The organism is Patescibacteria group bacterium (genome assembly GCA_040390045.1).
In the GTDB taxonomy this organism is placed as follows: Bacteria; Patescibacteriota; Minisyncoccia; order Phycocordibacterales; family SIBU01; genus SIBU01.
In genome coordinates this window covers 303,482-323,682 of sequence record JAZJZC010000001.1, presented here as the reverse complement: position 1 = coordinate 323,682, position 20,201 = coordinate 303,482, and the positions used below count along the sequence as shown (strand labels likewise).

The 20,201-nt window shown below is 44.3% G+C and carries 23 protein-coding genes, 2 tRNA genes and 1 rRNA gene; 22 read left to right on the top strand and 4 right to left on the bottom strand.

Annotated features, from left to right (window positions below):
• From V4467_01820 to V4467_01800, 5 genes are all read left to right on the top strand, one after another.
• Nucleotides 1–352 (top strand): 16S ribosomal RNA (locus V4467_01820); the annotation flags it as partial.
• A gap of 600 nt (nucleotides 353–952) precedes the next feature.
• Nucleotides 953–1,025, top strand: a tRNA-Ile gene (locus V4467_01815).
• 62 nt (nucleotides 1,026–1,087) lie between these two features.
• Nucleotides 1,088–1,543 (top strand): NUDIX hydrolase, encoded by a 456-nt coding sequence (locus tag V4467_01810; protein ID MES2087709.1) that lies wholly within the window; start codon nucleotides 1,088–1,090, stop codon nucleotides 1,541–1,543.
• Nucleotides 1,544–1,763: 220 nt separating this feature from the next.
• Nucleotides 1,764–1,845 (top strand) — tRNA-Leu (locus tag V4467_01805).
• Between the two features lie 199 nt (nucleotides 1,846–2,044).
• The gene (locus V4467_01800) at nucleotides 2,045–2,827 is read left to right on the top strand and encodes a hypothetical protein (GenBank protein MES2087708.1); all 783 of its coding nucleotides are present in this window, start codon (nucleotides 2,045–2,047) and stop codon (nucleotides 2,825–2,827) included.
• Nucleotides 2,828–3,068: 241 nt separating this feature from the next.
• Here V4467_01800 and V4467_01795 read toward each other — a convergent pair whose 3' ends face one another.
• Entirely contained in the window at nucleotides 3,069–3,539 is a 471-nt protein-coding gene (locus V4467_01795; GenBank protein MES2087707.1) for a hypothetical protein, read from the bottom strand.
• 65 nt (nucleotides 3,540–3,604) lie between these two features.
• Complete coding sequence (locus V4467_01790; protein ID MES2087706.1) at nucleotides 3,605–3,793, bottom strand: hypothetical protein; 189 nt, start codon at nucleotides 3,791–3,793, stop codon at nucleotides 3,605–3,607.
• Between the two features lie 342 nt (nucleotides 3,794–4,135).
• On the opposite strand from V4467_01790, the gene V4467_01785 reads away from it, so the two are divergent.
• The 5 genes from V4467_01785 to V4467_01765 all read left to right on the top strand — a co-directional run bounded on the left by V4467_01785 (nucleotide 4,136) and on the right by V4467_01765 (nucleotide 7,692).
• Nucleotides 4,136–5,455, top strand: a complete 1,320-nt coding sequence (locus tag V4467_01785; GenBank protein MES2087705.1) for a Mur ligase domain-containing protein — start codon at nucleotides 4,136–4,138, stop codon at nucleotides 5,453–5,455.
• A gap of 63 nt (nucleotides 5,456–5,518) precedes the next feature.
• On the top strand, nucleotides 5,519–5,806 hold the full coding sequence (locus V4467_01780) for a winged helix-turn-helix domain-containing protein (protein MES2087704.1): 288 nt from the start codon (nucleotides 5,519–5,521) through the stop codon (nucleotides 5,804–5,806).
• Nucleotides 5,807–5,840: 34 nt separating this feature from the next.
• Nucleotides 5,841–6,518: a 16S rRNA (cytidine(1402)-2'-O)-methyltransferase gene (rsmI, locus tag V4467_01775; GenBank protein ID MES2087703.1), complete on the top strand. Its 678-nt coding sequence runs from the start codon at nucleotides 5,841–5,843 to the stop codon at nucleotides 6,516–6,518.
• 87 nt (nucleotides 6,519–6,605) lie between these two features.
• Nucleotides 6,606–7,043 (top strand): hypothetical protein, encoded by a 438-nt coding sequence (locus V4467_01770; GenBank protein ID MES2087702.1) that lies wholly within the window; start codon nucleotides 6,606–6,608, stop codon nucleotides 7,041–7,043.
• Nucleotides 7,044–7,143: 100 nt separating this feature from the next.
• The gene (locus V4467_01765) at nucleotides 7,144–7,692 is read left to right on the top strand and encodes a hypothetical protein (GenBank protein ID MES2087701.1); all 549 of its coding nucleotides are present in this window, start codon (nucleotides 7,144–7,146) and stop codon (nucleotides 7,690–7,692) included.
• Nucleotides 7,693–7,757: 65 nt separating this feature from the next.
• Here V4467_01765 and V4467_01760 read toward each other — a convergent pair whose 3' ends face one another.
• Complete coding sequence (locus V4467_01760; GenBank protein ID MES2087700.1) at nucleotides 7,758–8,096, bottom strand: 4a-hydroxytetrahydrobiopterin dehydratase; 339 nt, start codon at nucleotides 8,094–8,096, stop codon at nucleotides 7,758–7,760.
• A 48-nt stretch (nucleotides 8,097–8,144) separates the two neighbouring features.
• Nucleotides 8,145–8,735, bottom strand: a complete 591-nt coding sequence (locus V4467_01755; protein ID MES2087699.1) for a hypothetical protein — start codon at nucleotides 8,733–8,735, stop codon at nucleotides 8,145–8,147.
• Nucleotides 8,736–8,849: 114 nt separating this feature from the next.
• Here V4467_01755 and V4467_01750 point away from each other — a divergent pair, with 114 nt between their 5' ends.
• The 12 genes from V4467_01750 (at nucleotide 8,850) to V4467_01695 (ending at nucleotide 20,176) form a co-directional block, all read left to right on the top strand.
• A complete protein-coding gene (locus V4467_01750; protein ID MES2087698.1) occupies nucleotides 8,850–9,128 on the top strand; it encodes a hypothetical protein in 279 nt (92 codons plus the stop codon).
• Entirely contained in the window at nucleotides 9,106–10,416 is a 1,311-nt protein-coding gene (locus tag V4467_01745) for a putative glycoside hydrolase (protein MES2087697.1), read from the top strand. The genes V4467_01750 and V4467_01745 overlap by 23 nt, the downstream gene beginning before the upstream one ends.
• A 96-nt stretch (nucleotides 10,417–10,512) precedes the next feature.
• Nucleotides 10,513–10,785, top strand: coding sequence for a hypothetical protein (locus tag V4467_01740; GenBank protein ID MES2087696.1), 273 nt, complete (start codon nucleotides 10,513–10,515; stop codon nucleotides 10,783–10,785).
• A gap of 83 nt (nucleotides 10,786–10,868) precedes the next feature.
• Complete coding sequence (locus V4467_01735; protein ID MES2087695.1) at nucleotides 10,869–11,420, top strand: hypothetical protein; 552 nt, start codon at nucleotides 10,869–10,871, stop codon at nucleotides 11,418–11,420.
• A gap of 120 nt (nucleotides 11,421–11,540) precedes the next feature.
• The gene (locus V4467_01730) at nucleotides 11,541–13,436 is read left to right on the top strand and encodes a type IV secretion system DNA-binding domain-containing protein (protein MES2087694.1); all 1,896 of its coding nucleotides are present in this window, start codon (nucleotides 11,541–11,543) and stop codon (nucleotides 13,434–13,436) included.
• Between the two features lie 76 nt (nucleotides 13,437–13,512).
• Complete coding sequence (locus V4467_01725) at nucleotides 13,513–14,256, top strand: hypothetical protein (GenBank protein ID MES2087693.1); 744 nt, start codon at nucleotides 13,513–13,515, stop codon at nucleotides 14,254–14,256.
• Between the two features lie 11 nt (nucleotides 14,257–14,267).
• On the top strand, nucleotides 14,268–15,455 hold the full coding sequence (locus V4467_01720; protein MES2087692.1) for a glycosyltransferase family 4 protein: 1,188 nt from the start codon (nucleotides 14,268–14,270) through the stop codon (nucleotides 15,453–15,455).
• A 61-nt stretch (nucleotides 15,456–15,516) separates the two neighbouring features.
• Complete coding sequence (locus tag V4467_01715; protein MES2087691.1) at nucleotides 15,517–16,374, top strand: hypothetical protein; 858 nt, start codon at nucleotides 15,517–15,519, stop codon at nucleotides 16,372–16,374.
• A 209-nt stretch (nucleotides 16,375–16,583) separates the two neighbouring features.
• A complete protein-coding gene (locus tag V4467_01710; GenBank protein ID MES2087690.1) occupies nucleotides 16,584–17,588 on the top strand; it encodes a glycosyltransferase family 4 protein in 1,005 nt (334 codons plus the stop codon).
• The gene (locus V4467_01705; GenBank protein ID MES2087689.1) at nucleotides 17,585–18,760 is read left to right on the top strand and encodes a glycosyltransferase; all 1,176 of its coding nucleotides are present in this window, start codon (nucleotides 17,585–17,587) and stop codon (nucleotides 18,758–18,760) included. Before V4467_01710 ends, V4467_01705 begins: the two co-directional genes overlap by 4 nt.
• 58 nt (nucleotides 18,761–18,818) lie before the next feature.
• On the top strand, nucleotides 18,819–19,718 hold the full coding sequence (locus V4467_01700) for a hypothetical protein (GenBank protein MES2087688.1): 900 nt from the start codon (nucleotides 18,819–18,821) through the stop codon (nucleotides 19,716–19,718).
• Complete coding sequence (locus tag V4467_01695; protein ID MES2087687.1) at nucleotides 19,718–20,176, top strand: GtrA family protein; 459 nt, start codon at nucleotides 19,718–19,720, stop codon at nucleotides 20,174–20,176. Before V4467_01700 ends, V4467_01695 begins: the two co-directional genes overlap by 1 nt.
• Nucleotides 20,177–20,201: the final 25 nt, after the last annotated feature.

Genomic DNA, 20,201 nt, shown 5'->3' with positions numbered 1-20,201 from the left:
GGCGAGGATGACGCCAGGTCAGCATGGCCCTCTGATACCCTGGGCTACACACGTGGAACAATGGCCACTACAACGCGTTGCGACGGAGTAATCCCGAGCTAATCGTCAGAAAAGTGGCCTCAGTTTGGATTGAGGTCTGCAACTTGACCTCATGAAATCGGAATCGCTAGTAATCGCGGGTCAGCATACCGCGGTGAATACGTTCTCAAGTCTTGTACTCACCGCCCGTCAACTCAAGGGAGTTGGGAGTACCCGAAGTCCGCATTTATGGCGGCCTAAGGTAAGCTCAATGACAGGGAGTAAGTCGTAACAAGGCACGGGTAGCGGAAGCTGCTCGTGGAGTATTTCAATTGAAACAACGTTTGTGTTCGCTTCGGCGGCACAAACTTATAGAGTCGATCTCCGACGTAACCCGTCGGAGTGGTGATAGCTCTCTAATCATAAATAGGAGCTCCTGCCGGGAGGTTCCCGGCACAAGGTTGAGTTCAGCTTAAGCGAACTCAACCGGGTGAACGGAACAAAATAAAGAATGGTATTTTAGAGCCCCGCTCCGCCTTTGGCGGAGCGGGGCTCTCCGTTTACGGATTGGTTTAAGGATTGCTGTTTCTGAACTTTTTTGTTATCGTGTAGCTCGTTGCTCATTTTGTTTCAATATGCGCGCATAGCTCAGTTGGTACCCGCCCGTACCGAAGCGTTACGTTCGGGCGGGGAGCACATCACTGATGCTGTGGGGTGAGAAGCGAAAGTTTTCGCTTCGCAAGACCTTGTGAGTTCGAGTCTTCGAGAGCCACAAGGTGTACTGTTCCTGTAAGGAAAGAAGCGAAAGTTTTCGCTTCGCAAGACCGGAGGCGGACGCGCCGAGGTAAGGTTACTGAAATTTTCAGCAGAAAATTATCTGGAACCTAGGTTCGAAGTTCATTGCAAAGATACAAGTATTTATAGTTTCTTTCGTGCGCGTATAGCTCAGTTGGTAGAGCACATCACTGATACTGATGGGGTCCTAGGTTCGAATCCTAGTACGCGCACGAAGGGCGTTATATTTATGTGAATTTATTTCGAAGGTTAGTGCTCACTACCCAACACCCCAATGCTAAAACCACACGAAACTCATTTTGTTGGTCAAGTAAATCAAAAAGCTCTTATCAAAAAAGACGGAAAGTTTTTGCTCATGCAGTATCCTAAAACCGGAGGTCCACAGCACCCGAACAAAAAAGTCTGGGGGAAGTGGGATATGCCTGGCGGGAGATTGAACGAAGGCGAGGCTGTTTTGGCTGGGCTCACGCGTGAAGTTTTTGAAGAGATTGGTGCAGAAATTGTTGCTGATAAAATTTTGTACACTGGCACGTTTACTAATTTTGGCGATCAACGAAATTTTTTTGTTATCTATGAAGCTTCGCTAAAAAACCCGACAGAAAATTTTAAACACAACGATGGGGAAGTCGAAGCGGCGGAATGGTTTACGCCCGATGAGATTTTGAATTTGCCGATAATTTACCCTGAGTATTTTGAAGCTTTAAAAATTATTTTTGCTCCACAAAAGTAACACTTCTTTTTTGGTTGGTTTTTGTTACTATTCTCCCGTTGGGCACGTGGCGGAACTGGTATAGGCGCTGAAACTCGCGGGGCGAGTTTCAGGGTCGGAGGCAGACGTGCCGAGACGGGCGAGTAGGGACGAGTGTCGTGAGACTTCGCGTGCGTTTTCAGCAGAAAACGACAGGTGACCGGCTCAGAATCCCACGACTAAAATTTTTTGTATTTTCGGTGGGCGTGTGGCGGAATTGGTATACGCGTACGCCTCAGAAGCGTATCCTGTAAAGGTTGAGAGTTCGAGTCTCTCCACGCCCACCGAGGATGTAAATTCTAAGTAACTTTTTTGTTCGTAAAAAACATTTTTATACTCTTGACACCCTATCAATATTATGATAGTGTTTTCGACGGCAGAAATTCTCTAAATTTTACTCTCGCCTGTGGGGAGTAAAGCGGATTGAACCGCGGCAGACCTGCTTTTTGGGGAATTGTTTGAAATTATTACTACACTTAACTTATGAAGAAGTTTGAGTTTGCAGAGGTGCTGTCTTTTGACACACAACGGGGTTTTGGGTTTGCGGAAACCCAGGATCGAGAGCGTATTTACATCAACGACGAACGGTGCCACGTTGTCGAAGGAGGGAGCGGCGGGATTTATTTCGCTGGCCCTCGTCCTGACGCACCGCCAGTGGCTGGTGACTGGATCGTTTTCGAGCGCACCAAGCACCAACCGAAGGCCGATCAAAACTGGACGGCTTACTTCTGGGGCCCGTGGGACCAGTATCGGCAGGCCTATTTGTGCCTTGAGCAAAACAGGCCGGCGACTTTTCGGGTGGTCGCGTATGACCACTGGAACAACGACGAGCACACTGATGGCCCCGCCTATGTTGTTGCCCAGGGCACCTTGCTCGAGCTCATCAGGCGGTTTCCGCGCAGGGAAGATGAAAACGATCCATGCGGACAAGTCTACGTTCGGCGTGTCGGGTCATTGCGCATCTCCTGCTTTAACGAGTGGCAGATTGAGTCATCAGGCTCGGGGGGCATTTGCTGGAAAAAATACCCCCAGGATCCGCGCCCGATGCCCGCTGAAGAAACTCACGACGACGTCGCTCAGGCGATGGCGGACGAAACACTCGTCAAGTTCCCGCTGCAGGATGACGGTGAACTGGCAGCCCTCGCCGCGGCTACGGGTGGCAAAAACACCAAAGCCGAAAAGGTTGCCGCTGTTAACGCAGCCAGCTACGGCGATAACCGTCAACGGCAGGGCGAACGGCGACATTTTCGCCCCAACCGTTTCTGATCTACAAGATCCATCACAGCCCGAGGAAGAAATTCCTTGGGCTTTTTAATTTCCCGGTAGTGAATTTTGGCATTGAACTTTGTTCTGTCCCGATTCGCGAAGCGAATCGGGACGATACCAAAATCTACTACCGGGTTTGATATATTTTCTACGTAATGCTAGCATCTTGCGAGTACACAGTATCCCCAATCTAAATTTTCTCGCTGTTGCGAGAAATACGGCTTGCCGTACCTCTTTGGATTTAGCTGGAATATTTTTGAAAGCACCCACAATGAAGACGTACAACGTCAGGTTTGGTTTGATTACCTGGTACCACCCCGGAAAACAACAGGGTGAGTTTTCGATTCAGAACGTGGTGGGGAAGGTTCCTTTCAACCTCGATTCCTGTTGCGTTATGCGGGCCGCCCGGAAGAGGGTTGAGTTTGGCCTTAACAAGATTCATCCCGGGATCGTTCCGCAAGAAGGGACGCATGTAGCTGTGCGACTTCAATTCAGAAAAAATCGGATCGAAGGCAGAACTGGTGTAAACCGAGTAATTTGGATCGCAACGGTCATTGCCTGGAACACTCAGTTGGCTTTTCAAAAAGCTCAACGCGCGCTGGATTTTCGCAACGCCCATCTTCGTAAGTCGGTCAAATCGGCATCCCGGAATGGATATCAACACCGGTCGCAAAAGAGTCGCACCCACTTTGCCGCCTAGCTCGGAATACATTTCCGGGCTTTTTATTTTTACGAAAATAAAAGCGGCGGAAGTCAGAACTTCCGCCGCGGGACTAATTAAATGATGGCCATGATTTGCCGGACAATTTTAGAGCCGTGTTTTCTGCCCAGAGCCTTTAGAACTCCCGTGATAATTTCGGTCGCGAGTAAGTCGCTTACGAAAGTGACTCCTGTGAGGAGGGTCGGGTTAGCTTCCGCACGGCGGAACTCTTCTACGACGGTCGCGCCATCTTGCAGGTTTGGCAACCCGTGCTCTGATAACTTTAGTTCGACTTCAGCATGCGACTTTCTTCCAAAGTTACGGAACTTTAGGAGTCCGCGGTTGTGTCATGACCGGTCTGTTTTTTGGAGGTAGCCGCCCATGTTTTCTTGACTCACATAAATGTCAATTATACGTTCAAGACTCGACCTCCCAAATATTGTGTCAACCCGTGCACTCCAGTTGACGGTACTGATGGGGAGCTGGAGTTTCTCAAAAGTCTCCTTGTTCATAGATTGCTTAGAGCCGGTTGATTGTGTTTACTGGGGGCAAATTATCATATAATTTTTTATTTGTCAATATTTATATAGTGCGTTAGGATACTGGGTATGGTCACTAATTCCAATGGAAATTTTGAAAAATTTAAACGCATTCATTTTGTTGGCACCGGAGGCATCGGCGTATCTGCCATTGCCAGGATGTGTTTGCTCGAAGGCAAGCGGGTGACAGGTTCAGATCGAGCACCCTCAGAAATTACCGATGAGCTTATAAAACTTGGGGCGAAAATTACTTTTGGACAACAGGGTGTTTCAGAAATTCCAAAGGATACTGATTTGATTATTTACACTGCGGCGATTGAAGTGGCAGAACCAACGTTGCTTTCTGAAATCAAAAAACTTTCCATTCCTTCACTTTCTTACAGCGAGGCACTGGGAGAAATTAGTAAAGACAAATATACAGTTGCGATTGCAGGAACGCACGGGAAAACGACCACGACCGGTATGGTTGCTACAGCACTTATCGATGCTGGACTGTCGCCAACGGTTATTATCGGTAGCATTTTGAATCGCGAAAAATCCAATTTTGTTTTTGGCAAAAGCGATGTATTGGTGGTTGAGGCAGACGAATATCGCCGCTCATTTTTGTCGCTTTCTCCCAAAATTTTAGTAATCAATAATCTGGATTTGGATCATTTGGATTATTTTAAAGATTTGAAAGATATTCAGTCAGCTTATGCTGAGTTGGCCAACAAAGTTCCCAAAGATGGATTTATTATTACCGATTTTTCTGATCCTAATGTTGCGCCAGTTTTAGAATCTGCCAAGGCCACGGTATTGGATTATCGCTCGGCAGATGTTACAGGGTTATCGTTGCCGGTTCCGGGTGAGCACAATATTAAAAATGCGCAGGTGACACTTACGGTTGGAGCGGTGCTCGGCATTCCACGCGAGAAAATTTGCGAAGCACTCAAAAATTTTCAGGGCACATGGCGAAGGTTTGAAAAAGTGGGAACAATGAAGTCGGATGCCTTGGTTTACGATGACTATGCCCACAATCCGCAAAAGATCAGTGCCTTAATCGCAAGCGCTCGTGAATTTTTTCCAGGGAAAAAACTCACCGTTGTTTTCCAACCTCATCTCTATTCTCGTACCAAAACTTTATTTTCCGGATTTGTTGAAGCGCTATCCAAAGCTGACAGGATTATTGTGGCGGATATTTTCCCTGCGCGTGAACCTTTCGATTCGAGCATTTCAAGCAAGATGCTCGCCGACGCAATCGTGGCTCAGAATAAAAATGTTTCGTATTTTCAAAGTTTTGATGCGATTGTGCAAGAGTTGAAAAAGAGTGCTAGAGCTGATGATGTGGTTATTACAGTCGGAGCCGGAGATATTTACAAGATAGGAGGGGAATTAGTTAAAGGTTTATAAAGTTGAATGTAGTAGTATATTCTGATATTCTTGAGAACATTAGAATATAAAAACTACAATCGAATGGAAAAGAAGGAGAAACAAAAAAATTACAGAACACTTGAGCGGCTGGTTCGTGGATTTGCAAATCATCGGCGAATTCAAATTCTCGAAGTTTTAAAGAAAACACCAGAAATGTCTGTTGATGAAGTTACCGAATTACTTAAACTAAACTATAAGACAGCCTCAGATCATTTACGACGCCTTGCCATTGCTGGTCTTGTGCTCAAGAAGTCGGATAGTGTTTCGGTTCGTCATAAACTTACATCACGAGCAGAGAATGTTCTGAAGTTCTTGAGAACATTAGAATAATGAGTTTATAAGGCGGAAGAATATTAAAATAATTATGGGAATTTTATATATAGTGGCAACACCAATCGGTAACCTAGAAGACATCACGCTTCGGGCGCTTCGAGTGCTCAAGGAAGTCGATGTGATTTTGTGCGAGGATACGCGAATGACCAAGCGCGTGCTTGATCGGCATGAAATTTTGGACAAACATTTGCTGACCTACAACGAAGAACGCAGTGGCATTAAAGTTGAGAAAATTGTGCAACTTCTTTCCGAAGGGAAAAATTTAGCCTTGGTGACCGACGCGGGAACGCCGGGGATTTCTGACCCAGGTTCGTACCTAGTCAAGCAAATTCGCGTAGCCATGCCCGAGGCGAAAATTGAATCAGTGCCAGGGCCATCAGCACTTACCACTGCGTTTTCCATTGCCGGCGTGCCAGTAGCTGACTTTACTTTTCTTGGATTTTTACCACACAAAAAGGGAAGGGAAACGCTCTTTAAGGAAATTGCCGCTTCCGAACGAGCCATGGTTTTTTATGAATCTCCCCATCGGATTTTGAAAACTTTTGAATCTTTAATTAAATTCGCGCCAAGTAAAAAAGTGACGATTTGTCGCGAACTCACTAAAATTCACGAAGAAGTGAAAATGGGAACGCCAGCTGAACTTCTGGAATTTTTTACAAGCAACGCTGAAAAAGTGAGAGGGGAGTTTGTGGTGATTGTTCATCCATAACTACACAAAAGAAAGGTTGAACAAAGGTGGCCAAAATTTTCTGTTTGTGTTAGTTTGTCGCTAGAAAATTCCTGTTCTTTCTTTACCATGAATATCGAAATCGCAGTGCACTCTGGCCTTGTGACCCATGTGTTTCAAGCCCGTTGCCATCTCTCCACCTCTCCCGCGCACTTTTTTCTTGAAGCGGAGGAATTTTACGACCACTTCGGTCAGGTGCCAGTAGGCAATCACTACGAAATTGAGTTGGTTCGGCCAAACGATGAAACTACTCTGCAACGTTTGTACACTCGTCAGTCGCCACGTTCCGGCACATACTTTGTTTGTTATCCGCGTGCGATACCGACGCCGGCTTTAGCCAAAAATATTTTCTGGATCTGGTGTCTGGGAAGTGTTTTGACTCTCGATCACCGAGTCTACATGACAACCATTCTCGATGGCGAATGCTCCGGCGACGTCGACCGATTTACGCAAATTTTAAAGGAGCGTTACAGTATCGAAATCAGCGCTCAAGCAAGCACCCTATAGTAGTGGTGCTTTTTATTTTTATATTTGACAGGGGGGCGACTTATGGATAAGGTTTCCGGTAGAAAACGGCCACTAAAGGCCAAAGACAGAAAGTTGAGTTATGAACTATCCCACAAATCTGATAGAGATCATTGGTGCAGTTACATTACCGCGGGTTCCGTATTTCTTAGCGCGGGAGGGGTTTCAGGAAGAACATTCTGTAAGGAGTGTTCGATTCGCCCTTTTCGGTCAGAACTTTAAAGTTTTGATTCGTGACTATGTTGAGGAAAATGTTCCGGCAATGAGAATTAAGGCCGGGAAACTTCTCGATCGGGCAACTAACGACGAGATATCTGCCGCTTTGGGAAGGGGAACTCGCACAGTGCCGCTCGCCCATATCTTTGGGTTACTGGCGCTTCAACCATCTGGTGAGGTTCCCGATCCCACGATCGATCGGTTCCTGGTTGTTCACGAACATGCGGAGAATATTTTCCATCTTAAGGGCACTGATTGGGCAATCCGCGCCGAGCAGGAAGGTGGCGGCTGGCATCTTGGCGCCAACCGTATTTCTCAACACCAGCCTCGGCATCAGGATGGTGGCGTGACCGGAGACAGAGTGTTTTTTGATGCGACTGAGCCGGTGAGAGAATCGTCTAAGGGCTTTTGCTAAATTTTCAAACTTCTGACAGTCATTTTGTCAGAAGTTTTTCTTTTGTTTTTCTACATGTCTACTTACTACCGACTATTTTCTAGTGTATCTATTTTCACCGCGAGAATAAAATCATTTTCTGAGAGTCCATCTACCGCATGAGTTGAGAGGGTAATTTTGACGTAGCCCCAACCGAACGAGACATCCGGATGATGACCTTCGGATTCGGCGAGCGCACCAACTTTATTTACAAAGGCGAGCGCTTCAGCAAAGTTTTTAAATTTAAAGTCGCGAAAAATCTCGTGATCTTTTACCACAGTCCATTGTGGCGTGTGGGTCATAAAAGCTTCGATGTCAGCGTGATTTAGTTTTCCTTCACCGAGCTCGCAGGCTCGGCAATGTTTTTGTTCAAGTGATGTTGTCATACTTTGAGTATATCAAAAAAATACTGGTATCAAAGAGATACCAGTATACTAACTTTTCTTTTTCTTAGGCGGCTTGGCGGTAGTAGGGTCATGCAGACCGTGGTCTCGGAGTATTAAATTTTCCGGATCGTTGTCTCTCGTAAAAAATCCCTGTTCGCCATCAGTGGTAGTGAAGAACAATCGTCTGGGAAAAAAGTTTCTGGAGAGTAAGGCTTTTCCTCCCTTATTCTGGTAAAAACTTGCGATCGTAATTTTTAAGGAATATGGGAGACTCTGTGAATCTCGCACCCAAAGTATCTTTGGTTTTTCTCGTTTTCCTAAGGTAAGAGAGATCGGTATTCTCCGAGCAAACCAGGTGAGCTTAAGTTCTATGAGTACTCCGTCTCCGGTCGGTGTTATCCATTTTGGTTGGGGAATTTGCTCGAACCACGCGCTATTTATTTGTCCTCGCCAAATCTGAGTACCGCCGTCTCGAGTTGTCAGTATCTGGCCATTACCCCACTTTTCTCCTTTAGCAACAACGTCTTCTGGTGTACTTAGGAGACAAAATTTTTGAAGCCGTCTTTCAAGATGATCAGCATGATCGCGCGCCCTGTAGGTTGCTAGTTTCCACGGATCGAAAAGTTTTATAATTTTCATATGCACCCGCCTTTCTTGGGTGAAGTTTCAAATTTCTACGCTGGTGTCATTATAGCATTTTGTACACATGACTAATAATTTCTTTTTTTCAAGAGCATCCTGTATAATCTTTTTATGCGATACATTAATTCAGTATTAGGCATCGGAATTTTTCTGATTGTACTGCCAGCCCTAGGATTTCCTTCCGCATGGAAAAGTTTTTTCCTGCTCGCCCTAGGTTTGTGGTTACTCGCCATGTCTTTTTCTATGAGATCGGTGAGAGCTACCAGTGTTAAGCACAAACGAACTTCTAAAAAAATTCACGTTGTGGCAACAGCGCCTGAACCAGTAGTAGAAATAAAACAACCCGAAGTATTTGTAAGTAATTCCAATGAACAGAGCCCGACAGTTTAAAATTGCAGGCAAGAAGATGGGAATTTCTCGAGCGCGCGCCGCGTGGTTTTTTGTCTTTGCAATTCTTGTGCTCGCCGTTTTCGTTTTGTGTTATTTTATTTTGCCAAGTTATTTATCAACAAGTGTTGGATTGAATGTGACTCGACCTGTCGCTACTTCCACTTCAATCATTGCTACTGCTAAAGATCCAAAGGCAGAGTTTGTTGCAACACACGTACCCACACCTTCCTCGGTGAAAGCGATTTACATGACCAGCTGGGTTGCCGGATCAAAAGATTTGCGAAGTAAGCTCGTCAATATTATCGACACCACCGAAATCAATTCTGTGGTGATCGACATTAAAGATTATAGTGGACGAATTGCATTCAGTCCCGATGATCCATACCTCAAAGAAATTGGCGCGTTTGAAAATCGTATTCCCGACGCCCGAGAATTTATTGCCGATCTCCACAGGCGGGGGATTTATGTCATCGGCCGAATTTCAACATTTCAGGATGCCTATTTGGTAAAATTGAAACCGACACTTGCAGTCAAGCGAGAAAGTGACGGTGCAGTTTGGAAAGATTACAAAGGTATTAGCTGGATTGATCCGGGATCAAAAGAGGAGTGGAAATATATTACAGCCATTGGCGCCGAATCCTACAAAGCTGGTTTTGATGAATTGAACTTTGATTATATTCGATTTCCATCTGATGGAAACATGAAAGATATCGCGTATCCGTACAGTGGCAAAAATTCTAAACCAACGGTCTTGAGAGATTTCTTTGCCTATCTTAACACTCACCTGAAACCGATGGGCGCTGTTTTATCTGCCGATCTTTTTGGTATGACTACCACCAATACAGATGATTTAGGAATCGGCCAAGTGCTTGAAAATGCTCTGCCATATTTTGATTATGTTGCCCCGATGGTCTATCCATCCCACTATCCGCCAACCTTTATGGGTTTTAAAAATCCGGCTGATAAACCGTACGAAGTGGTGAAGTTTTCCATGGATGCGGCAGTGAGGCGATCAATTGCAACGACGACAAAAATTTCTTTTGACGGATCGGCGGCCATTGCTTCTACCAGTCCGAAACTGTATCCTAAGGAAGAATTTTCTCAATTAAAAATTAGACCGTGGCTTCAAGATTTTAATTTAGGCGCGACCTATACGGCAGAGATGGTGGATAAACAAATTCAAGCAACGTACGATTCTGGTTTAAATTCTTGGATGTTGTGGAATGCTTCAAACCATTACACTGTCGCGGCGCTTAAAGTCGCCGACGCGGTGAGTGTCAATCAATAAGTTAGACACAGGTTTTCGTTGACACATAAGTACTCGAGGAGTATTGTTTTTCCCAGCCCCCCAGTTTACGTAGTAAGTAATCACAAAGCAGTAATTATGTCAGCATTAGTTCTGCCGGCCATCATCAATGGAGGCGCCCACAGTCACCGCAACGGCAACGGTCACCTGATCCGCGCCCACGTTCTGAGTTTGCCAATAGAGGAGAGAACCAAAATCCCAATCGGCCTTCTCAGGCGCGCGGGACTCAGAGTTCTCGACTCGGTTGATCCGGGAGTTGCCATGTGGGCGGGAACGGACGCGGAGTTTGCCGCACGGCAGGCGTTCCTGTTTGGCGGGCGAGGCAATCTCGCTCGCGGTGTCGCGGCTTGAGCCGTGTTTGCTAATCAGCCCGATCCACCACAGGATCGGGCTATTTTTTTTAAATTAATTTTTTTGACAGGATAATTAAAACATTGCCTGTTGTTGACAAACAACTTTTCATTTTATATACTATTTATCCAGATGCTCGGTGTGTTGAACAATCAGTTCTTCTCATCGGTATCGATCTCCAAATCAAAATAAGTATTCAGGTGAAAACTAAAAATTCAGGTTACACCACGCTCCAGATTGAAGCAATTTCGGCTTTTGCGCGCCGAACGGAAATTGATGTTGCTGACCAGTCAATACTGGCTGACGCATTTCCCAAAATGAAACCGAAAAGGGCCGCAAGGGTCGCAGCCGCCTATGGCCGTGGGCAAATGCAAGAATGTGGCTCGGAGCTTCGGAGCATGGTACGTGCCTGGCTTGTGTTGGGTGAAGTCGAATTCGAACACATTTGTGTTGCGGCACAGGTTGTCAAACTTGCTGCGAAGTCGGCTTTTGCGGTTTTTGCAGATTTCCTGCAAGCATGCCGGCAGGTTTTTTCACAGATTGGTTTTTCGGAGTTGGTTGAAAAACTTCGGCCACTATGGCTTTGCCCAAAATTCCGGCACGACCTCTTCGTGGCCTCAATGGCAATCGCCTGAATCTCTCTCAACCTTCGGTTTCGGCCGGAGGTTTTTCTTTTGTAAAAATAAGCCCCCGCTCCGCCAAAGGCGGAGCGGGGGCTTGGTCTATTATTAGAATACATACTATAATATGGTCAAATGTCCACCGACGATAACAAAGTCACGTACTTCGCTCAAACCGATTCGCGTAACAGAAGAACTCCTTTTGGCATCAAGCGCAAGGATCGATCTCGTCACACCTATGTCATCGGGAAAACCGGTATGGGTAAATCAACCTTGCTTGAAAACATGGCGATTCAAGATATTCAAAATGGTGAGGGAATTGCCTTCATCGATCCGCACGGCAAAACCGCCGAACTACTTTTGGAATATGTTCCTGAACATCGCATCAAAGATGTTTTATATTTCGCCCCGTTTGATATGGACTATCCGATTTCGTTCAACGTTATGGAAGATGTTGGTCCTGACAAAAGGCATCTCGTGGTCAACGGCCTCATGTCGACCTTTGAAAAAATTTGGGTGGACGCCTGGAGCGCCAGAATGGCGTACATTTTAAGCAACACGCTTTTGGCTCTTCTCGAGTATCCGGGTTCAACGCTTCTTGGTATCAACCGAATGTTGGCTGATAAAGATTTTCGTAAACTTGTGGTGGCCAATATCAAAGATCCGTCGGTACGCTCTTTCTGGGTAGATGAATTCGGAAAATATACCGACAAATATGCGGCAGAAGCCACGCCCGCTATTCAAAATAAAGTGGGGCAATTTACTTCAAATCCCTTGATTCGAAATATCGTCGGTCAACCGACCTCGAGTTTCGACATGCGAAAGATCATGGATGAGAAAAAAATCATGATCATCAACCTTTCAAAAGGAAGAGTTGGCGAAGGCAATGCCAATCTTTTGGGAAGCATGCTCATTACCAAAATTTATTTGGCCGCGATGTCGCGCGCTGATGCATCAGAAGTTGAACTCAACAAGTTGCCGAATTTTTATCTCTACGTCGACGAATTCCAATCATTTGCCAACAAAAGTTTTGCTGATATTTTATCCGAAGCTCGAAAATATAAATTAAATTTAACTATTGCCCACCAGTACATTGAACAAATGGAAGAAGAAGTGCGAGCGGCGGTGTTCGGAAACGTGGGAACGATGGTGACGTTTCGAGTCGGAGCCTATGATGCTGAAGTTCTCGAAAAGGAATTTGCGCCACAATTTACCGCGGAAGATTTGGTGAATCTTGGAGTGTATCAAATTTATCTTAAACTGATGATTGATAGTGTTGGTTCGGCTCCATTTTCGGCAACCACCATGGCGCCGATTGAAAAACCTGCCGTATCCCATAAAGATGCCATCATCGCTTCTTCGCGTGCTCAATTCGGAGCACCGAGAGCAAAAGTGGAGGAGGGAATTCAAACATGGCACGCGCCGATTGTTCCCGTGGTTGTGAAAAAGATTGAAAAGCCAGCGGAAAAAATTGAGCTTAAAAAAGAGGAACCAGCGAAAAAACCATCAACTCCAGCGCCTGTCGCGCTTCCTACCATTTCAGCTTCAGGCTCGAAGTTGAAGGCTGATCTTTTAGCTTTGATGCCGAAACTCAAACCCGCGATACTTAAACCACAAATTGACTCTCGACCAGTTCGGGCTGTTACTCCCACCACTCAAGCTCCAGTATTTTCTACACCTAAAAAAAATCCGACTCTTGCAGTTTCAAATTCACCGTCGCCGATTTCCCTTAATCAATTAAAGGCTGGTGACCAGCAAAAGAAACCAAAAACGATTGGCAAAGAAAATCTTGATGAATTACGAAAAGCGCTTTCATCGCTCCTGAAAGCTAAAGAAGTTCCTGCTGAGGTTGTTCCACAGAAAAGCGCTGCTGAAAAAAATTCCGTTCAACCTACCGCCGCGCGGCAAGAAAAAGTAGCTGAACCTAAGAAAGTTGAGGAAGTTCCTCCACAGAAAGAAAAGAAAACCAAAGAGGTTCCGGAAAGTGTATTGCGCGATTTGCTTAAAGTCGATCATGATGAGCGCTCATAGATTTTTTTTCGTAATCATTTTCGCAAGCCTATTCTTTGTTAGGACTGCTTTTGCGGGAGTGGCTTTTAACGAAATTATGTATGACGCCTTTGGCGCTGATGGTGGACGAGAGTGGGTTGAAATTACCAATGTTGGTTTGGAAGCAGTGACCATCTCAACTTCAACGTGGAAATTTCTAGAAGGGGAGACCAACCACAAATTGTCGCTGTTTCAAGGAAGCCCTACAATTCTCTCGGGTGGTTTTGCTGTTATTGCCGATGATCCTAAAAAGTTTTTAACTGATTGGCCTCAGTTTGTTGGGACGATTTTTGATAGCACATTTTCTTTAAGTCAGACGGGGGAAATTTTAATTTTGAAAAGTAGTAGCACAACGGTTGAAGACACAGTTTCGTACACGGGAGAAAAAACCTATTTGGAAGGTAATTCGTTGCAAAAAATAAACGGTAGTTGGAAATCATTGCCTCCGACACCCGGACATGTTAACCAAGAATCAAAACCAAAAACAGCAGTGGTAGCGGCTCCGGTTACAAAAACGGTTGAACCGAAAAAAGTAACTGAAGTTCCTGTTTCCAAACCTAAGCCTGCGGTTTCGCCGGTTGAAGTTTCGAAGGAGAGCGGTGTTCAAGACACTTCGCTCGCCAATGTATCCAACTCAACAAAGGTTTCGTATACTGATAAGCCACAGGTAACTTCTGGCACGTCTGTTTGGTTTTATGCCTTGGCTGGGGTGATTGCACTGGGAGCATTGGGATTGTTTGTCGCCAAACCAAAACAAACTACCACTGAAAGTAAGGCGGATGAATATACGATACTAGAGTAAGCTGAATAATTATGAATAAAACGAAACGAATTTTAATTTTTTCTTTAGTCTACTATCCGCGATTTATCGGAGGGGCAGAAGTGGCAGTGAAAGAAATTACGGACAGGATTTCCCCCGAGGAAATTTCTTTCGACATGATTACGCTACGCAAGAGTGCGCCAAAGTTTGAACGGATCGGTAACGTCAATGTGTACCGAGTTGGTTTTGGCTGGCGAGCGGGGGACAATGCCTTTCTTGCTAAATTTAAAATTTATAAATATTTTTTTCCATTTTTTGCTTTTTTCAAAGCACTCTCGCTTCATCGAAAAAATCACTATGATGTCATTTGGTCAGTGATGGCCAACTACGCCGGATTTGGTGCGCTATTTTTTAAACTTTGTAAACCCGAAATTCCTTTTGTCCTGACGTTGCAGGAAGGCGATCCGATTTCCTACATTAAACGCCGCGTTGGTCTCATGTACCCGATTTTTAAAATGATTTTTACGAAAGCCAACAGAATTCAAACCATTTCACATTACTTGGCGGATTTTGCGAGGGAGATGGGGGCGCGGACGTCGCCAGTAGTTGTACCGAATGGCGTCGACGTCCGCAAGTTTAAAGTTGAAAGTGAAAAGTTAAAAGTAGAGGAACGAACCCGAATTCGCAGCGAATTTAGGTTCGGGGAAGATGATACCGTGATTGTCACAACATCACGCCTGGTGGTTAAAAACGCTGTTGGAGATATTATTGATGCGCTTCAGTATTTGCCTGAAAATGTAAAATTTTTGATTATTGGAACTGGAGAGCTTCACAAAAGCTTAAAGCTGCAAGCTGATAGCTTAAAGCTTCATGATCGAATAAATTTTGCGGGATTTATTTCTCATGAAAATCTGCCACCGTATTTGTGGGCGTCTGACATTTTCATCCGTCCTTCGCTTTCAGAAGGCATGGGTAATTCTTTTATTGAAGCTATGGCGGCCGGACTTCCAGTCATTGCCACTCCGGTCGGCGGCATATTAGATTTCTTGAAAGATGGCGAGACAGGACTATTTTGTGAAGTAGGAAATCCAAAAAGCATTGCGCTTAAAGTTGAGAAACTGATGAAAGATTTTGAATCAAGAAAATATATTATCGATAATGCCTTAGCAATGGTAGAGGAAAAATATGATTGGAGCCTCGTCGCAAAACGTATGAAAGAGGAAGTTTTTGAGCAGGTCTAGTTTTGTTTGACAAGCAGGATTTTTTTCAGTAAGGTTTGTTTAGAAAACTTTGGTTGTTCCTATGAAAAAACTGCGTTTAAAGAAACCGGTGACTATCACTGGTCTTGACTGCTTCGGAAGAAAGGCGTGGCTCACGCTTTCACCAACGGACGAGCCCGGGTGGCATTGGAAACCGTATCTGGGTCATAACTTACTTCTTCCTATCGATTGGCGGATTGCCAAGTACAGTAAATTGTTTCGCTTTCTGTACCTTCATCACGAAGGCTTGAAGCTTCGGATCATTGAGCACGTTCTCCCTCTGCGATTTACCGGGCTCGACGGTGTCATCGTTACGGGCTCGGGTTGGCCTCCGTACCACGGGCGGTGTTGGGATTTGTGGGATGTAGTTAAGCCTAAAACCCTTGAGATTGACGAGAACGTTTCGTGGATAACGCCAACGCGAAAGTACGAGTGGGGCTATTCAGTTTCGGGTCGCTCAGTCACTTTGTGCCCGATCAGGTTTGAGAGTATGCCAAATCTCCAAGTTAGGGTAGAAATCAATTACCCAGGGCTTGGGGAAAAAAACGCTCACTTGGTTTTTCCTGGAGATCTGGAAGTGCTTGAGGAAATCTTTCGGGCCAGAGCTCAAGGTTGGCCTCCGAAGCGGCGGTATGCCTTTTGTTGGTTGGCATCGCTCTTCGGTTCACCGATGATCAACACCGTTTGTTGGCCGCAGAAATACTCAAAAGCTCAAGCTCTTCAGAAATTCCTATTCCACCGAGTGCAAGATATTTTGGGTGGCACAGCACTCAGTCACCACAGTGCTTTGATGGCGGGAACGATCATGTCTTGTCGCGGCGGCCACGAAGCTGATCTCGGATTACTAAGTTTCTGTAAGTTCAGGTCACCTGTGCTTGTGCCGGAGAAAATATTCGTGTAACAAAGCTCTCTCGGGCTTTGTTTTTTATTGCGACGAGCGAGGAGCGCGTGTACAATTCTGATTGTACACAGCGTCCGAGTCGAAGTCGCAACAAAGGGTTGATTACCCACTGCACCGCTGAAGGAAGGCGAGTTTTTGATTTCATTTAGGGTGCAGGGCTTGCCCTGTGGTTCAATACCCTTTATTGTATTAACGGTATGCTTAATCAGATGAAAATTCTCATTGCTACGGGTATTTACCCGCCAGATATTGGCGGTCCAGCACAATACAGTAAAAATTTAGAAACCATTTTTAAAAAAGATGGGCATACCGTTGCGGTAAAATTTTTCAGTTTTGAAAGACGATTGCCGACGGGTATTCGACACGCATATTTCTTTTTTAGAATTCTTTCCGCGGTTTTTAAAACGGATGTGATTTTTGCTTTTGATACGTTTAGTGTCGCCCTGCCAACGCTTTTAGCGGCGAGGCTTTTGGGGAAGAAATGTATCGTTCGGACTGGAGGAGATTTTTTGTGGGAATCCTTTGTTGAGCGGACGGGGGATTTGGTGTTATTCCGAAATTTTTATACTGAGTCGGTTGGGAAATTTTCTAGAAAAGAAAAATTTTTATTTTCTTTGACCAAGTTTGTATTGCAAAAATCAAATGCGGTTATTTTTAGTACTGAGTGGCAAAAGGATATTTTTCAAAAAGCCTACCAATTACATTCGGCAAAACTTTTTGTGGTGGAAAATTTTTACGGACCAAAGGAAATTTCACATACACCAACAGATAAAAATTTTATCGCTGGAACAAGATTGCTCAAATGGAAGAACAATACGCGACTGTTAGAAGCTTTTTCGAAGGCTAAAACTCACGATGATTCTATTTCGCTCGATGTCAGGAATGCCACGTTTGAAGTTTTTATGGATAAAATTTCTAAAGCCTACGCGGTTATCTTGGTTTCTTTGGGCGATATTAGCCCCAATTCGATTTTAGATTCGATTCGTTTCAATAAGCCTTTTATTTTGACACGCGAAACTGGTCTCCATGAACGGATTACAAACTGCGCCATTTTTGTCGATCCTGAAAACATTCAAGAAATAGCCGAAAAAATCCTGTGGCTTTCGAATCCTGAAAATTACGAAGCTCAGAAAAAAAAGGTTGAAGCGTTCAATTTTGTTCATACGTGGGAAGACATTAGCCGTGAGTTTTTGGAAATTAGCAAAAAAGTATGACCAAGGTTTTATCAATAAGCAGTGATCGGAAAATATTTGAAGAGGGAAGCGCAGTTCGCGCGCGGATGGTTGAATATGCGGGGCTTTTTGAGGAACTTCACATCGTTGTATTCTCGACGAGGAGAACAGACCACGGAACACAGACCACGGAGCATAAGATACAGATCGCTCCTAATTGTACGATATATCGTACAAATTCTTGGAATCGATGGTTTTATATTTTTGACGCCATTTGGATTGGGAAGCGTATTATTCGTAATTCGAAATTCCTAATTCCTAATTCCGTTATTACAGGGCAGGATCCTTTTGAAACCGGTTACGTGGCGATGAAAATTGCCACGCGGTTCAAGTTGCCACTGCACATTCAAATTCACACTGATTTTCTTAATCCGTATTTTAAAAGAGCCTCTTTTCTCAATAGGGTGCGTGTTTTAATTGCAAGGCGCGTGTTGCCCAAAGCGAATGCCATTCGTGTTGTTAGTCAAAGAATTTTCAATTCTTTGAAAGAATTACGAATTAGGAATTTCGAATTACGAACTAAGATACTGCCGATTTTTACGGACGTTGAAAAACTTCGAAGCGCCGAACCAAGTTTCAGTCTCCAGCAAAAGTATTCCCATTTCGGTTTTATTATTTTGGTAGTGGCTCGGTTAACGTATGAAAAAAATGTTCAGTTTGCTCTGCGAATTTTAAAAAAGTTGGTTAAAAAATATCCAACGACGGGACTGGTGATTGTTGGTGATGGACCACTGAAAAGAAGCTTACAGCTACAAGCTAACAGCTTACAGCTTTCTAAAAATGTGGTTTTTGAAGGTTGGCAACATGACACGATTTCCTATTACAAAACTGCCAATTTGTATCTTCAAACTTCTTTGTATGAAGGTTTTGGGTTAGCGCTTTTTGAAGCAGTGGCAAGTGGTTGTCCTGCCGTTTCATCTGATGTGGGCATCGCACCGGAACTACTTAATCACAAAGGTCACTCATTTGATTGTCCTGTTAATGATTTGAATTGTTTTGTTTCCACCATTTCGCAACTCATAGAAGATAATCAGTTGAGAACTTTTTATGCTTTGCAAATTGCACCGCACGCGGTGGACGAATTGGCAAAAACTAAAGAACAGTATTTACATGAGTACAAAAATTCAATTGAGGGGGCGTACCAATCGAACTAATTGCGAGAGGGGGGATATGTTTTGCTTAGAGTCAAATTTCGTGTAAAATAGTCGAATTATGCCAACAAAAAAAGCCGCCAAATCAAATAGTAAGGCTAAGCCACTTGTCGGCTTTATTGGCCAGGGTTTTGTGGGAAAGGCCTACGCAGATGATTTTGAAAATCGAGGATTTTCTATTGTCCGCTATTCATTGGAAACGCCATACATACAAAACAAATCAAAAATTAAAGATTGTGATGTGGTTTTTATCGCAGTCCCAACACCGACTACGAGTGAAGGGTTTGATGATCATATTATTCGTGATGCCGTAAAACTTTTGGGGAAGGGGAAGACAGCTGTTATTAAATCAACCATTGTTCCTGGCACGACGCTTTCCATTCAAAATGAAAATCCAGATATCTACGTTTTCCATTCTCCAGAATTTTTACGAGAAGTGACCGCAAGTAAAGACGCGGCAGAGCCTGAGCGGAACATTATCGGTGTTCCAAAAGATTCGAAAGAGCACGCGGCTAAGGCGAAGGATGTGATGGCGATTTTGCCGAAAGCTCCGTTTGAATTAATCACCGGAGCAAAAGAAGCGGAACTTATAAAATACGCAGGAAATTGTTTTTTCTATTTTAAATTAATCTTTGCCAACATTTTTCATGATTTGGCAGAAAAAGAAAATATTGATTGGTCTACGGTGAAGAATGCTGTGGCTGCTGATCCGCGGATTGGAGCGAGTCATTTGGAGCCGGTACACAAGAGTGGACGAGGCGCCGGAGGGCACTGTTTTATTAAAGACTTCGCGGCGTTTTCAGAATTGTACGAAAAAATGGTGGGGGATACATATGGCGTCGAAGTTTTGGAAAGTTTGCGAGATAAAAATGTTGATCTGTTGATGAAGAGCAAAAAGGATTTGGATCTTTTAACTGGTGTGTACGGTTCTGATTTCCTAAAACGATTTAAAAACAATTAATGCTCAAGAAGCTCGAAACAAGCGTCTGGAATTTTCTGCAAACGCTTTCGCCAAAAGTTCACAGTATTCTTTTTAAGAGACGAACCGTTATTGCTTTTATTTTTTCTGGTGGAGCGGCTTTTGTAACTGACACGAGCACACTCTACGTTTGTAAAGATTTTTTGGGTATGTCTTTGGTGCCGGCAGTCAGTGCCGGGTTTCTTGTTGGATTTTGCGTCAGCTTTACGCTACAAAAATTTTGGGCTTTTGAAGACACATCTGTCGATCGAGTTCATGCTCAGGCTACGTGGTATTTTTTAGTCGCGCTCGCCAATTATTTTGTGACAGCCGCCTTGATGTACGTTTTAGTTGAAGTGTTGCATCTTTGGTATATTTTCTCAAAGTTACTTGTGACTATAGGAATTGCCTGTGTCACTTTTTTTATTTATCGTCTTTTTATTTTCAAACGGACAAAGTAAGTGAGGCTTTTGTATTGAGAAATCG